Origin of the sequence: Methylocella sp. (assembly GCF_041905455.1) — a bacterium.
GTDB lineage: Bacteria > Pseudomonadota > Alphaproteobacteria > Rhizobiales > Beijerinckiaceae > Methylocapsa.
In genome coordinates this window covers 152,743-166,562 of the sequence record NZ_JAYRLA010000001.1, presented here as the reverse complement: position 1 = coordinate 166,562, position 13,820 = coordinate 152,743, and the positions used below count along the sequence as shown (strand labels likewise).

The window sequence follows — 13,820 nt, the reverse complement described above, 5'->3', positions numbered from 1 at the left end:
CCGGCGGTGGGCCAACGCTAGGAAGATTATAGTTTTCAAAATGTTAATATGCCTGTCAATTCCGATTACAAAACGTAACAATCGCCGCCGGCCCGACGCGCTCCGCTTTTCGCGCGATCGCGATTTCGCGCCCGCGCGCGAGCGGCTAGCATCAAGGCGAGACCGTTGAGATTGGTCACGCTCATCGCGATTTCGCGCCCGCGCGCGAGCGGCTAGAATGGCCGCGCAGGAGGACGCCCCATGAACGACGTAGTGCTGCGCACGCCGATGCAATATCTCGATCGCGCCAATGACGCGCTGCGCGATCTCGGCCTCCTGCCGGCGAAGGTCGAGCCGGCGCCGATCAACGCCCTGCTCGAGAAGATCTCCGACCTCGCGCCGGACAAGATCGCGGTGATCGCCAAGACGCTCGGCGAAGCCTCCGTGTTTAACGAGGTGGTGCGCGACGAGACGGCCTCGATGTCGATCGGCCAGCGCTACCAGGACATCGCGAAGAGCTTCGATTCGATCCGCGACGACGCCAAGTCCATGGTCGACCAGCTCGACGACGGCAAGATCGACATCTTCGAGCGCGTCGGCAACGTCTGGATGAAGATCTCGCGCGGCGACGTCGGCGACAGGTTCGACAAGATCCGCGCGACCTATCTCGAGGTCGCGGCCGCGACCGCCGACCAGATCCGCCGCGAGGGGCGCATCCTCGACGCCTACCGCGAGTTCCGCGGCGCGCTGAAGCACGCCGAGGTGATGGCGCTCGAGGTGCAGGAGAAGGCGCAGGAGTCGCTCGAAAAGGCCAAGGCCGGACTCAAGGCGGCCGCCGACGCGGTCTCCGGCTTCGCCGGGACGGCGCCCGCCGAGCGCGCCGAGCTCGAGATGACCCGCGACGCGCACATGAACCGCGTGCAGGACGAGGAGAAGCGCTTCCAGATCGCCAAGGACCTCGCCGACAACCTGACCATCGGCTACAACACCTCCGAGGTGGTGATGGCGCGCCTGATGCAGACGACGCACGCCAAGGAGCGCGTCTACGCCCAGTCGGTGAGCTTCTTCTCGACCAACGAGAGCGTGCTGACCGCGCTGCGCGCCTCGTTCAGCGGCCTGTTCGGCCTGCACGAATCGACCGCCACCCTCGACGCGATGAAGGAAGGCGTCTCGAAGTCGCTCGAGGCGCTCGCCGAGGTCGGCGGCTCGGTGCAGGACGCGGCGCTGCGCTCGGGCTACGGCCCGACGGTGCGCGCCGACGCGGTGAAGAAGCTCGTCGACAGCGTCGTCTCCTATCAGGAGCATGCGCTCGACGTCGTCGACGAGATGCGCGCGATGGCGACGAGGAACTCGACCGAGATCCGCGACGCCGTGGAGGCGGGGAACCGGCGGATCGCCCGCCTCGTCGCCGAAGGCAGGGCGCTCGGCGTCGATGGCTGAGGCGGCCGCCCCGACGACGCGTCCGCAAGGCGAAGTCAGGCTCGACGACCTCATGCTGGCGATGGACGTCGTCGACACGCTGCGCCGGCAGGACGCCTTCCTCGCGCGCGAGCTCGACGAGGAGGGACGCGAGGAGGAGCTCAAAAGCCGTCTGCGCCGCATCTACCGCGAGCAGGGGATCGAGGTCTCCGACGCGGTGATCGACGAGGGCGTCAACGCGCTGAAGGACGCCCGCTTCGTCTATGCTCCGCCCAGGCCCGGGCTCTCCCGCGCCCTCGCCCTGCTCTGGGTCTCGCGTCGAAAGGCCGGAATTTTCCTCGCCGCCGCCTTCGTCCTCGCGGCCGCGCTGCTCGGCGGCTTTCTTCTGCTGCGCGAGCGCAAGGTCGAGAGCATCCGCATCGAGCACCTGACGGGAGCGCCGTCCGCGCCTGCGGGCGCTCGCGCAAGCGGCGATCAATCCGGAACGCGCGCATGATGACCGGCCAGCAGGCCCTGTGGCGGATCGAGCAGGCGACGGCGGCGGCGCGCGCCGAGGAGGAGCGATGCCGCGCCGAGCTCGCCGAGGCCGACGCCGAGCTCGCCCGGCTTTCGACCGCGCGCGGCGCGCTCTTGCGCGAGCTGGCCGGGGCGCGGCTGGAGGCGCTGCGGCGCGAGGGCGTCGTCCCCGACTACGCCTCCGCCGAGGCGCGCGCCCTGAAGCTGCTCGACGGCGAAAAGGCCGCCCTCGACGCCCTGCGCGGCAAGATCGCCGCGGCCGAGGGCGCCCGCGCCGCGGCCGAGGCGGAGCGCCGCGCGCAGGCGCAGGCGGCGGAGGCGGCGCTCGCCGCCCTTGAGGAGAGACAGGCGGGCGTCGAGGCGCAGACGCGCGGCTCGGCCTCCTGGCTCGCGGCCAGGGAGGCGCTCGACGAGGCGCAGCGCACGCTCGACGCCGCCGAGCGCAAGGCGGCGTCCTCCGAGGCCGACCGCGCGGCGAAGGGCGCGCCCTACGAGGCCGATCCGCTGTTCATGTATCTGCTGCGGCGCGATTTCGGCGGACGGGATTATCGCGCGGGCGGGCTGACGCGCTATTTCGACGGGCTCGTCGCCAGGCTCGTCGGCTATCAGGACGCGCGCGCCAACTACAGGATGCTGAACGAGATTCCCGTCCTGCTGCGCGAACACGCGGCGCGGCGGCGGACCGCGCGCGAAGCCGCGCGCGAAAAACTGGCGGCGGTCGAGGCGGAAGGGCTCGAGGCGGCCGGGCTGAAGCCTCTCATCGAAGAGGCGCGCGCCGCCCGTGAAAAGCTCTTCGCGACCGACGCCAGGCTCAAGGCCGCCGACGCGACGCTGACGCAGCTCGACGCCGAGCAGGACCGGGCGCTCGCCGCGCGCCAGCGGCAGGTCGAGGACGAGGCGATCGGCCTCGTCGCGCAGGCGGACGCCGGCGCCGCCGTCGCCGAGCTCTACCGCAAGGCCGCGGCGACGATGTCGGACCGCGACGACGCGCTGGTGCGCCAGATCGAGGCCGGCGACAGGACGCTCGCCGCCGCGCAGCGCAAGCGCGTCGACCTGCTGTCGCGCGCGCGGGGGTTGGCGCAGCGCCGCCACGAGATCGAGGCCGAGCGCGCCCGCTTCCACCGCGCCGGCTACGACAATCCGCGCGGGGGCTTCTCCAACGAGGGCGCGATCGCCGACGCGCTCGCCGGCTTCCTCAAGGGCGCTGTGACCGGGGCGGTGCTCGGACAGGTGCTCCAGCAGGGCTACAGCGAGCGCGGGCGGCGCGCCGGCGGCGGCTGGCTCGACGCGCCTTCTGACGCCGGCTCGTCGCAAGGACCCTGGGGCGGACGAAGCGGCGGCGGCGCCTGAACCCGCGCCCGCCTCGCGCGCCTTTTCGTCCACAGCTTTCGGCGCCTCGAAATGCGGCGCCGGGAAACCGGGAACGCCCCCATGAGTTTGACGCGCTCCATCGCCCTTCGGGGCTTCGCGCTCGCCATTCTCGCCGCAGTGGGGTCCGTCATTTCAGTCTGTTGCGCCGAAGAGACGCTTTGCCAGGGGCGCAGGTTCGACCTCGTGCGGGCCGGCGGGGGATTCGCAACTCATATCCGCGCCGCCGCCGCCGGCGCGAAAGGCGCGTTCCTGATCGACTACGGCGCGACGCGCAGCTCGCTCTCGGCGGACGATTTTCCCGGCGCGCGCGGGCCGATCAGCGCGGACGTCGACCTGCCCGGTTTTTCGCGCGGCTCCTTCGCGCTGCGGCGCTACCGCATGTCGCGCCAGCCCGAGGGCGGGCTCTCGGGAGTCATCGGCACGGATTTCCTGTCGCTGATCACGGCTCAGATCTCGGACGAGGACGTTTATCTCGGCGAAGAGCCCTGCGACGGCGCGGCGCTCGAGGCGAGAGGCTTCACGCCGATCTCGCAACGCGGCTTCTTCTCGGCGGACCTCGCCAGGACGACGCCGGGGCGTCCCAACGTGCCCGTCGTCTTCGTGCGGATCGGCGGGCTGCGCGCCTTCGCCCAGATCGACACGGGCTACGACGATTCGCTCGAGCCGCACAGCGTCGACGTCAACGAGCCGTTCTTCGACGCGCTCGAACACGGCGGCGCCGCGCTCGAGCGCGGCCGCGACATCTGGGTCGCGACCTGCGACGGCCGCGAGAGCCGGCGCGTCTACAGGGTGGTCGGCCGGCCGCTGATGATCGAGAACGAACAGGGCGCGCCGATCCGGCGCGTCGACGACTTCGCCCTGATCGTCAAGCGCCCGAACGGCTGCGGCGGCATCGCCCTCATGTCGACGCCGGCGGCGCAGCTCGGCGCGTCCTTCCTGAAGACCTTCGGCACGACGATCTTCGATCCCAAGGCCGACCGGGTGTGGATCGGGGGCGAGGCGGGCGGGCGCTGAGCCGCGTCAGTCCTCCACGATCAGCAGCAGGAAGACGATGAACAGCGCGAGGTGGGAAAGGCCCTGCAGCGCGTTGGTGCGCCCGCTCGAGAAGGTGACGACCGACAGGGCGAGCGTCAGCACCAGCAGGACGAGGTCGGCGCCCTCGACGCCGAGCGAAATCGGCAGGCCGAGGACATAGACGAGAACGAGCATGATCGGCACGGTGAGGCCGATCGAGGACAGCGCCGAACCGAAGATGACGTTGATCGCGCGCTGGAGATGGTTCGCGCGCGCCGCGCGGGCGGCGCTGAGCCCTTCGGGCGAGATCACCAGCAGCGCGATGGCGACGCCGCCGATGAGGGTCGGCAGGCGCAGCGTCTCGATGATGTAGTCGACCGGATGCGCGAACTGCTCGGCCAGATAGACGACCGGGACGAGATAGGCGACGAGCATCGCGGCGTGGAAGCCCGTCGAGCGCGGCGGCGCGTGGTCCGGCGCATGCGGCGGCGCATTCGGCGGCTCCTGCGCCTCTGCGGCGTCGACGAAGAAGCTGCGGTGGCGCCCGGTCTGGATGGCGAGGAAGACGCAATAGAGGCCGACGCAGACGAAGGCGAGCGCGAAGCGCTGCGCCGGCGAGTACGTCGGGCCCGGCGTCGTGGCCGTGAAGCCGGGCATGACCACGCAGAGCACGGCGAGCGGCAGGATGACGCCGAGATAGGCGTTGGCGCCCTGCAGGTTGTAATGCTGCTCCCTGTGCCGCAGCCCGCCGATCAGCAGCGACAGGCCGACGAGGCCGTTGAGGTTGATCATCACCACGGCGAGCAGCGTGTCGCGCACCAGCGTCGGGTTCGGGTCGCCGTGCAGCATCACGGCGGAGATGCTCATGACCTCGATGAAGGTCACCGCCAGGGTGAGGATCAGCGTGCCGTAGGGCTCGCCGAAGATCTCGGCGAGGCGCTCGGCGTGGCGCGCGGCGCTGAAGGCCGAGCCGATTATCACCGCGAACAGGCTGATGAAGGTCGCGGCGAAGACGAGCGGGTTGGCGAGGCGCGCGTCGAGGCCGCCCCCGAGCGTCCAGAACGCCGCGCAGGTCGCGAGGGCGACGCCGAGGAACCAGTCGTCGCGCCATCCGGCATGACGGCGCGCGGCCATCGGACGCCTCCTCTCGAACCGCCGGACCGGCGCCGGCCCGATTCGGCCCCGAACTTACTCGATCACCATCAAAAGATCGCGCGCGTCGATCTGCGCGCCGGGGGCGACGAGGATTTCCGCGACCTTGCCGGAGCAGGCGACGTGCAGGGCCGTCTCCATCTTCATGGCCTCGAGCGTCGCCACGACGTCGCCGGCCTTGACCTCCTGCCCGAGCCGCACGGCGATGGTCGAGACCGCGCCGGGCATGGGCGCGGCGACATGATGGTCGTTGCCGTCCTCCGCCTTGCGCCGCGCGACCGCCGTGACCGCCGCCGAGCGGTCCTTGACGCGGACGATGCGCTGCTGGCCGTTGAGCTCGAAGAACACTTTCTTGTGCCCTTCCTCGTCGACGTCGCCGAAGGTGACGAGCAGGATGACGAGCGTCTTGCCGGGCTCGATCTCGACGGCGATCTCGTCGCCCGGCTGCATGCCGTAGAAGAACGCCGGCGTCGGCAGCACGGAGACCGGGCCGAAACGGCGGACCGTGCCGGCGAACTCGACGAACACCTTCGGATACATGAGATAGGAGGCGAGGTCGTCCTCGGTGAGCGCGCGCCCGACGAGCTTTTCGGCCTCGACGCGCGCGGAGCCCAGGTCGATCGGCGCCAGCAGCGCGCCGGGACGGCCCTCGATCGGCTTCTCGCCCTTCAGCGCCTTGGCCTGCAGCGCCGGCGGCCAGCCGCCCGGAGGCTGGCCGAGGTCGCCCGCGAGCATCTCGACGACCGAGGTCGGGAAGGCGATCTCGCGCTCGGGGTCGAGCACGTCGGCCGGCGTCAGGTTCTGGCTCACCATCATCAGCGCCATGTCGCCGACGACCTTGGACGACGGCGTCACCTTGACGATGTCGCCGAACAGGTCGTTGGCGGCGCGGTAGGCCTTGGCCACCTCGTGCCAGCGCGTTTCGAGGCCGAGGCTGCGGGCCTGCTCGCGCAGATTGGTGAACTGGCCGCCCGGCATCTCGTGCAGATAGACTTCGGAGGTGCCGCCCTTGAGGTCGCTCTCGAAGGCGGCGTACTGCATGCGCACCGCCTCCCAGTAGAAGCTGAGCTGGCGGATGACCTCGGGGTCGAGCCCCGTGTCGCGCTCGCTGTGGCGCAGCGCCGCGACGATCGAGCCGAGGCAGGGCTGCGAGGTCGCCCCCGACAGGGCGTCCATCGCCGCGTCGACCGCGTCGATCCCGGCGTCGATGGCGGCGAGCGCCGTCGCCGCCGAAAGCCCCGAGGTGTCGTGCGTGTGCAGATGCAGCGGCAGCCCGACCTCCTCGCGCAGGGTCTTGACGAGGACGCGGGCGGCGGCCGGCAGCAGCAGGCCGGCCATGTCCTTGATCGCCAGGATGTGGCAGCCGGCCTTCTCGAGCTCCTTCGCCGCGCCGACGTAGTATTGCAGCGAATATTTCGAGCGGTCGGGGTCGAGGACGTCGCCGGTGTAGCAGATCGCCCCTTCCGCGAGCTTTCCGGTCTCGAGCACGGCGTCGATCGAAACGCGCATGTTCTCGACCCAGTTGAGGCAGTCGAAGACGCGGAAGATGTCGATGCCGTGCGCCGCCTGGCGCACGAAATATTTCACGACGTTGTCGGGGTAGTTGGTGTAGCCGACGCCGTTGGCGCCGCGCAGCAGCATCTGCGTCAGAAGGTTCGGCGCGCGCTCGCGCACGAGGGCGAGGCGCTCCCAGGGATCCTCCGACAGGAAGCGCATCGAGACGTCGAAGGTCGCCCCGCCCCAGCATTCGAGCGAGAGGAGCTGCGGCAGCCCGACGGCGTAGGCGGGGGCGGCGGCGACGATGTCGCGCGTGCGCATGCGCGTCGCGATCAGCGACTGATGCGCGTCGCGCATGGTGGTGTCGGTGACGAGCACGCGCTTCTCGTCGCGCATCCATTGCGAAAAGCCCTTCGCGCCGAGCGCCTCCAAGCGCTGGCGCGTCCCGTCCGGGATCGGCGAGCCCTCGACATAGGGCGCGACCGGCGGGCGCGCCGAAGCCGGCGGCCTCGCCCGTCCGCGCGTTTCGGGATGGCCGTTGACGGAGACGTCGGCGACCCAGGTCAGGAGGCGCGTCGCGCGGTCCTGACGCTTGCGGAAGTCGAACAGCGAGGGCGTCTCGTCGATGAATCTCGTCGTGTAGTCGCTGGCCGCGAAGGCCGGGTGGTTGATGATGTTGTGCAGGAAGGCGAGATTGGTCGCGACGCCGCGGATGCGGTATTCGAGCAGGGCGCGGTCCATGCGCCTGATGACCTCCTGCGGCGTCGGCGCCCAGGCGGTGACCTTCTCCAGCATCGGGTCGTAGTAGCGGGTGACGATCGCGCCCGAATAGGCGGTGCCGCCGTCGACGCGGATGCCGAAGCCCATGGCGCCGCGATAGGCGGTGATGCGGCCATAGTCGGGAATGAAGTTGTTTTCCGGGTTCTCGGTGGTGATCCGGCATTGCAGCGCGTGGCCGGACAGCCTGACGTCCTTCTGCTCGGGGATCCCGGTCTCGTCGAGGGCGCCGATGCGCCCGCCCTCGGCGATGCGGATCTGCGCCTTGACGATGTCGAGGCCGGTGACGACCTCGGTCACCGTGTGCTCGACCTGGATGCGCGGATTGACCTCGATGAAGTAGAATTTGCCGGTGTCGGCGTCGAGCAGGAACTCGACCGTGCCGGCGTTGACGTAATTGGCCGCCCGCCCGATCTTGAGCGCCGCCTCGCACAGGCCCTGGCGCGTCGCCTCGTCGAGATAGGGCGCGGGCGCGCGCTCGATCACCTTCTGGTTGCGCCGCTGGATCGAGCAGTCGCGCTCGAACAGATGCACGAGCGAGCCGTGCTGGTCGCCGAGGATCTGCACCTCGACGTGGCGGGCTCGGCGCACCAGCTTCTCGAGATAGACCTCGTCCTTGCCGAAGGCGGCCTTCGCCTCGCGCCGCGCGCTGGTGACGAGGTCGATGAGCTTGTCCTCGCTCTCGATCGGGCGCATGCCGCGCCCGCCGCCGCCCCAGGACGCCTTGAGCATGACCGGATAGCCGATCTCGCGGGCGAGCCGCCTGATCTCGGCGGGATCGTCGGGGAGCGGCGGCGTCGCCGGCATCACCGGCGCGCCGGATTTGACCGCGATCTCGCGCGCGGCGACCTTGTTGCCGAGGTCGCGCATGGTCTGCGGCGAGGGGCCGATGAAGATGATTCCGGCCTGCGCGCACGCCTCGGCGAACTCCGGGCTCTCGGACAGGAAGCCGTAGCCGGGATGGATCGCGTCGACCTTGGCCTGCCGCGCGGCGCGGATCACCTCCTCGATCGACAGATAGGCTTCGAGCGGGCCTTTGCCGACGCCGATCTGATACGCCTCGTCGGCCTTGAAGCGATGCAGGGAGAGCTTGTCTTCCTCAGCGTAAATCGCCACCGTCCTGATGCCGAACTCGCTCGCCGCGCGGAACACGCGGATGGCGATCTCGGACCGGTTGGCCACCAGAAGACGACGGATGCGCGCCATGGGTACTCGCTGTCAGTTGGGATCGAAAGGCCGCTCGGCCGCAGGGGGCGGGAAGGCGACGTTCAAGCTCGCGCCCATTTAGGCGCAGGATAGGATATAAGGGAATGGCGCGGCCGGCGAGCCGGCGACCGCCTCCACCTTAACAGACCTCCGTCGAAGCAAGAAGCAAGCCTCGAGCGTCACGAGCATGCGGACCCGCCCCCCGCCGACGCGCGGCCCCGGAACCCGAAGCGGCGCGCGCGCCCTGCTGGCCGCCGCGCTCCTTTCGGGCGCGTCAGCCGCGGCGCAGGATTGCGCCGATCCGCCGCCCGACGCCGCAGGACGCAAGAGAATCGAGCGATTCTCCGCCCGCGTCGCGGACGTCGACGCGCGGCTCGAACTCATCCTCGCGGACGGGCGCAGGGTCAAGGTCGCGGGCCTCGACCCGCCTCGCCCGACGCCCGACGCGCCCGACCTCGACGAAACGACCGCGCGCCGCCTCAAGAGCTGGCTGGGGGGTCGCGACGCGCTCTTCGTCCCGCTCTACAAGGCGCCCGACCGCTGGGGCCGGATCGTCGCCGAGGCCTATGCGCCGGTCGGCGCCGGGAAGGCGCCGGCCTCGGTCGCGGGCGTTGCGCTCGAGGCCGGGCTCGCGCGGTTCGAGGCCGGCGAAGCCTCGCGCCGCTGCCGCGCCTATCTGCTCGGGCGCGAGGGCGCCGCGCGCGCCGCCGGCCTTGGCGTTTGGGCCGATCCGTATTATGCGGTTCTCGCGCCGGGCGACCGGGCCGCCTTCGCCGAACGCGCCGGGACCACGGCGATCGTCGAGGGCGAGGTGGTCGACGTCGAGACGTCGGATTATCGCGTCGCGCTGCTGTTCGGCGAGCGGCGCGGGCGCGATTTCTCGGTCTCGATCGAACGGCGCGACCTGAAGCGTTTCACCGCGGCCGGCCTCGATCCCGCGGCGCTGAAGGGCGGGAAGGTGCGCGTGCGCGGCGTGCTCGACCTGCGTTTCGGGCCGCGGATCGAGATCGAACGGCCCGAGGAGATCGAGTTGATCGCCCCTGCTGACATGCCGGCCGCCGGCGCCGCCGCGCCGGAGCCGCGTTGAGCGAGGGGCGCGTGATCTTCGTCGTCATCGAGCGTCTTCGTTCGCGGCGCGGCCTCGCCGGCGCGCTGGCGGCCGTCGCGCTCAGCCTTTGCGCCTGCGCCTCGATCGAGCCGCAGGGCGAGCCGCCGGCGCAGGCGGCGGCGCCCGCGCCGCCGCCCCGCCCGGCGGCGATCGAGACGAAGCCCTCGCCCGAGCACGCCCGCATGTCGGCGCTGTTCGACGGCGACTACAAGGATCCGCCCGCCGAGCGCTACCTGAACGACGTCCTCGCCAAGCTCGCCAGGGCCGACGAACATCCGGGCGAGCCCTATCGCGTGACGATCCTCAATTCGCCGATCGTCAACGCCTTCGCGCTGCCGCCGCGCGAATTGTTCGTGACCCGCGGCCTGCTCGCGCTCGCCAACGACGGCTCGGAGGTCGCGGCGGTGATGGCCCATGAGATCGCCCACCTCACCGCCCGCCACGCCGCCCGCCGCGAGGAGGAGGAGAAGCGCGCCGCGGTCATCACCCAGGCGGCGAGCGTCGTGCAGGACAAGAAGAAGAGCGAGGAGGTCGAGGCCTCGGCGCAGCGCACGATCGCGACCTTCTCGCGCCAGCAGGAGCTCGAGGCCGACCAGATCGGCATCAGGACCGTCGCGCGCGCCGGCTACGACCCTTACGGCGCCGCCCGCTTCCTCAGCGCGCTCGGCCGCTCCTCGACGATGCGCGGCGCCCTGATCGGCCAGAACGCCGGCCCCGAGCGGCCCGACATCCTCGCGACCCACCCGTCGACGCCCGAGCGGGTGAGCCTCGCGCGCGCGGCGGCGCGCCAGATCGGCGCGCCCGGCGTCGGGACGCGCGACCGCAACGCCTATCTTTCGGCGATCGACGGGCTCGCCTTCGGCGATCCGCCCTCCGAGGGCATGGCGCGCGGGCGAAAGTTCCTGCACGCGCGGCTCGGCCTCGTCTTCATGGCGCCGGACGGCTTCACCCTCGAGAACGCTTCGAAGGCGGCGCTCGGCGTCTCGGCCGACGGCGACGAGGCGCTGCGGCTCGACAGCGTCAAGGCGCCGGCGGGCATGTCGCTCGAGGCTTACATGGGCTCGGACTGGATCGAGGGAGTCGATCCGGCGACGATCGAGACCCTCGACGTCAACGGCGTCCCGGCGGCGATCGCCAGCGCCAAGGCCGGCGACTGGAGCTTCCGCCTCGCCATCCTGCGCTTCGACCCTGGCGAGCTCGTGCGGCTGATCTACGCCGCGCGCAAACCCTCGGCCGAAACGGAGAAGCGCTTCCGCGAGGCGCTCGCCTCCTTCCGCCGCGCGAGCCCGGAGGATCTGCGCGCGCTCCGCCCGCAGCGCCTCGACGTCGTGACCGCGAAGCCCGGCGACACGGTCGACTCGATCGCCGACAAGATGGCCACGGGCGAGCCGAAAGCCGAGCTGTTCCGGCTCATCAACGGGCTCGAGGCGGGCGCGGGCGTCGAGACGGGCGAGCGCTACAAGATCGTCGAGGCGCCCTGAACCGCAAATCCGCGATTGCATCGGGGCCGCCTTGAGCTAGCATCGACCGACCATCGAAAGAAACGGCGATTCGAGGACGTCCCATGCGCGCGCTCTGGCTGCTGCTGCTCGTTCCTTACGTCGGGTTGCTCTGGGTTCCCTTCTACAACCACCTCGAGCCTCGCCTTTTCGGCTTCCCCTTCTTCTACTGGTATCAGCTGCTCTTCGTGCCCATCACCTCCGGCCTCATCTACGTCGTCTACCTCGCCGTGAAGGACGACGCGCTCGGCCGCGAGAGCGGACCTTCTGGCGGCGCGCATCACTAGGCGCGAGCCGCCCCGCCGCGCTCCCGGCGGCGAAACTTCCTGAAGACATCCAGCGAGGGAACGGCCCATGACCTCCGGCCTCGACATTCCCGCCCTCGTCGTCTTCGTCTTCTTCTTCGCCCTCGTCACCGTCATGGGCTTCGTCGCGGCCCACTGGCGGCGGCCGAAGACGCTCGCCCATCTCGACGAATGGGGCCTGGGGGGGCGCCAGTTCGGCACCTGGATCACCTGGTTCCTCGTCGGCGGCGACTTCTACACCGCCTATACGGTCATCGCCGTGCCGGCGCTGGTGTTCGCCACCGGCGCCTTCGGGTTCTTCGCCCTGCCCTACACGATCATCGTCTTCCCGTTCGTCTTCGCCGTCATGCCGCTCCTGTGGAAGATCGCCAAGGACAACGGCTACGTGACGGCCGCCGATCTGGTGCGCGGGCGGTACAATTCGCGCGCCCTGGAGCTCGCCGTGGCGGCGACCGGCGTCGTCGCCACCATGCCCTACATCGCGCTGCAGCTGATCGGCATGGCGGCGGCGATGCACGCGCTCGGCATTCCCGGCGAGGCGCCGCTGATCATCGCCTTCCTGATCCTCGCCTTCTACACCTACTCCTCGGGGCTCAGGGCGCCGGCGCTGATCGCCTTCGTCAAGGACATCATGATCTATATCGTGGTGTTCGTGGCCATCGCCTTCATCCCGATCAAGCTCGGCGGCTACGAGGCGGTGTTCGCGGCGGCCGACGCCGCCTTCAAGGCGAAGGGCTCGGGCGGCATATTGCTCGCCCCGACGCAGTACGCCGCCTACGCCACGCTGGCGCTCGGCTCGGCGCTCGCCGGGTTCATGTACCCGCACACGCTGACCGCGATCTTCGCGAGCTCGGGCGCGAACACCATCCGCAAGAACGCGATGCTGCTGCCCGCCTATACGATCCTGCTCGGCCTCATCGCCCTGCTCGGCTACATGGGCCACGCTGCGGGCCTCAAGCTCACGAACAACAACGACGTCGTGCCGGCCCTGTTCAAGACGCTGTTTCCCGGCTGGTTCGCCGGCTTCGCCTTCGCCGCGATCGCCATCGCCGCGCTGGTGCCCGCCGCGGTGATGAGCATCGGCGCGTCGAACCTGTTCGCGCGCAACTTCTGGAAGGCCTACGTCGACCCCAACGCGACGCCGCAAGCCGAGGCCAAGGTCGCCAAGATCACCTCGCTGCTGGTCAAGGTCGGCGCGCTGCTCGTCATCATCTTCCTGCCGACGCAATTCGCGCTCGACCTGCAGCTATTGGGCGGCATGTGGATCCTGCAGACCTTCCCGGCGCTGGTGTTCGGGCTGTTCACGAGCTGGCTGGTCGCCGAAGGGCTCCTCGCCGGCTGGGCGGCGGGCTTCCTCGGCGGCACCATTCTCGCCTGGTCCGACGACTTCAAGCCGCTGCACTGGTTCGGGACAGGCGCCGACCGCTTCGCGATCTACTCGGGCCTTCTCGCCCTCGCCCTCAACATCGTCGTCGCCTCCGCCGTCACCGCTTTCGTGCGGGCGCGACGTCCGGCGCCCACGGAAATTTAGCCCGCCCTAAACTTTTTGCGTAGGCCAAGACGAGCGTTGGGCGTTTCCGCGCCCTCCGCTTTTGGATATGCTGCCTCCAGTCGCCAGCGCGAACGCCGGCCCGGCAGGGTCGGGCGTCCACCCTATTCTCTCGTTCTCACGCATGCGCCCGCCCGGAAATTCTTCGGCTTTTCGGACGCATGCTCCAGGAGCGCCGTAAATGGACAAATTCGACCGCCCCCGTGAAATCATCGAATTCTGCCTGAAGCCCCTCGGCCTCGACGCCGCCGGCGACTCCTACAAGGAGGCCTATCGGCGGCTCGAGCACGTGATCAAGACCTACCAGCTCATGATCATCAAGGAGAAGATGCCGGTGGTGGTGGACTTCTCCAAGATGAAGACGATCACCATCAACGAATCCGCCCACGGCGACGACTGATCCCGCGCCCGCGTCCTCGCCGGGAGCG

General features: G+C 70.1%; 11 protein-coding genes. 9 read left to right on the top strand and 2 right to left on the bottom strand.

Annotated elements, in window-relative coordinates:
- The first annotated feature begins 240 nt into the window (after positions 1 to 240).
- From ACE3OG_RS00750 to ACE3OG_RS00735, 4 genes are all read left to right on the top strand, one after another.
- Positions 241 to 1,419: a cell surface protein gene (locus ACE3OG_RS00750; RefSeq protein WP_374305107.1), complete on the top strand. Its 1,179-nt coding sequence runs from the start codon at positions 241 to 243 to the stop codon at positions 1,417 to 1,419.
- Positions 1,412 to 1,894 (top strand): DUF6384 family protein, encoded by a 483-nt coding sequence (locus ACE3OG_RS00745; protein ID WP_374305105.1) that lies wholly within the window; start codon positions 1,412 to 1,414, stop codon positions 1,892 to 1,894. Before ACE3OG_RS00750 ends, ACE3OG_RS00745 begins: the two co-directional genes overlap by 8 nt.
- On the top strand, positions 1,891 to 3,264 hold the full coding sequence (locus tag ACE3OG_RS00740; RefSeq protein WP_374305103.1) for a hypothetical protein: 1,374 nt from the start codon (positions 1,891 to 1,893) through the stop codon (positions 3,262 to 3,264). Before ACE3OG_RS00745 ends, ACE3OG_RS00740 begins: the two co-directional genes overlap by 4 nt.
- Positions 3,265 to 3,345: 81 nt before the next feature.
- Positions 3,346 to 4,299: a hypothetical protein gene (locus ACE3OG_RS00735; protein ID WP_374305101.1), complete on the top strand. Its 954-nt coding sequence runs from the start codon at positions 3,346 to 3,348 to the stop codon at positions 4,297 to 4,299.
- A 6-nt stretch (positions 4,300 to 4,305) separates the two neighbouring features.
- On the opposite strand, the gene ACE3OG_RS00730 is transcribed toward ACE3OG_RS00735, so the two are convergent.
- Positions 4,306 to 5,433, bottom strand: a complete 1,128-nt coding sequence (locus ACE3OG_RS00730) for a calcium:proton antiporter (protein ID WP_374305099.1) — start codon at positions 5,431 to 5,433, stop codon at positions 4,306 to 4,308.
- Between the two features lie 54 nt (positions 5,434 to 5,487).
- Entirely contained in the window at positions 5,488 to 8,931 is a 3,444-nt protein-coding gene (gene pyc / locus ACE3OG_RS00725) for a pyruvate carboxylase (RefSeq protein ID WP_374305097.1), read from the bottom strand.
- A gap of 187 nt (positions 8,932 to 9,118) precedes the next feature.
- On the opposite strand from pyc, the gene ACE3OG_RS00720 reads away from it, so the two are divergent.
- The 5 genes from ACE3OG_RS00720 (at position 9,119) to ACE3OG_RS00700 (ending at position 13,792) form a co-directional block, all read left to right on the top strand.
- On the top strand, positions 9,119 to 10,018 hold the full coding sequence (locus ACE3OG_RS00720) for a hypothetical protein (protein ID WP_374305095.1): 900 nt from the start codon (positions 9,119 to 9,121) through the stop codon (positions 10,016 to 10,018).
- Positions 10,015 to 11,520: a M48 family metalloprotease gene (locus ACE3OG_RS00715; RefSeq protein ID WP_374305093.1), complete on the top strand. Its 1,506-nt coding sequence runs from the start codon at positions 10,015 to 10,017 to the stop codon at positions 11,518 to 11,520. The genes ACE3OG_RS00720 and ACE3OG_RS00715 overlap by 4 nt, the downstream gene beginning before the upstream one ends.
- A gap of 83 nt (positions 11,521 to 11,603) precedes the next feature.
- Positions 11,604 to 11,825, top strand: coding sequence for a DUF3311 domain-containing protein (locus ACE3OG_RS00710; protein ID WP_374305091.1), 222 nt, complete (start codon positions 11,604 to 11,606; stop codon positions 11,823 to 11,825).
- A gap of 67 nt (positions 11,826 to 11,892) precedes the next feature.
- Entirely contained in the window at positions 11,893 to 13,374 is a 1,482-nt protein-coding gene (mctP, locus tag ACE3OG_RS00705; protein ID WP_374305089.1) for a monocarboxylate uptake permease MctP, read from the top strand.
- Between the two features lie 199 nt (positions 13,375 to 13,573).
- Positions 13,574 to 13,792 carry a hypothetical protein gene (locus ACE3OG_RS00700; RefSeq protein WP_374305087.1) on the top strand — a complete coding sequence of 73 codons (219 nt, stop codon included), beginning with the start codon at positions 13,574 to 13,576 and terminating at the stop codon, positions 13,790 to 13,792.
- Positions 13,793 to 13,820: the final 28 nt, after the last annotated feature.

Bases quoted from the DNA above. Each gene is read 5' to 3' on its own strand.
- ACE3OG_RS00750 (WP_374305107.1), top strand. From the start codon at position 241: ATGAACGACGTAGTGCTGCGCACGCCGATGCAATATCTCGATCGCGCC.
- ACE3OG_RS00745 (WP_374305105.1), top strand. From the start codon at position 1,412: ATGGCTGAGGCGGCCGCCCCGACGACGCGTCCGCAAGGCGAAGTCAGG.
- ACE3OG_RS00740 (WP_374305103.1), top strand. From the start codon at position 1,891: ATGATGACCGGCCAGCAGGCCCTGTGGCGGATCGAGCAGGCGACGGCG.
- ACE3OG_RS00735 (WP_374305101.1), top strand. From the start codon at position 3,346: ATGAGTTTGACGCGCTCCATCGCCCTTCGGGGCTTCGCGCTCGCCATT.
- ACE3OG_RS00730 (WP_374305099.1), bottom strand. From the start codon at position 5,433: ATGGCCGCGCGCCGTCATGCCGGATGGCGCGACGACTGGTTCCTCGGC.
- pyc (WP_374305097.1), bottom strand. From the start codon at position 8,931: ATGGCGCGCATCCGTCGTCTTCTGGTGGCCAACCGGTCCGAGATCGCC.
- ACE3OG_RS00720 (WP_374305095.1), top strand. From the start codon at position 9,119: ATGCGGACCCGCCCCCCGCCGACGCGCGGCCCCGGAACCCGAAGCGGC.
- ACE3OG_RS00710 (WP_374305091.1), top strand. From the start codon at position 11,604: ATGCGCGCGCTCTGGCTGCTGCTGCTCGTTCCTTACGTCGGGTTGCTC.
- mctP (WP_374305089.1), top strand. From the start codon at position 11,893: ATGACCTCCGGCCTCGACATTCCCGCCCTCGTCGTCTTCGTCTTCTTC.
- ACE3OG_RS00700 (WP_374305087.1), top strand. From the start codon at position 13,574: ATGGACAAATTCGACCGCCCCCGTGAAATCATCGAATTCTGCCTGAAG.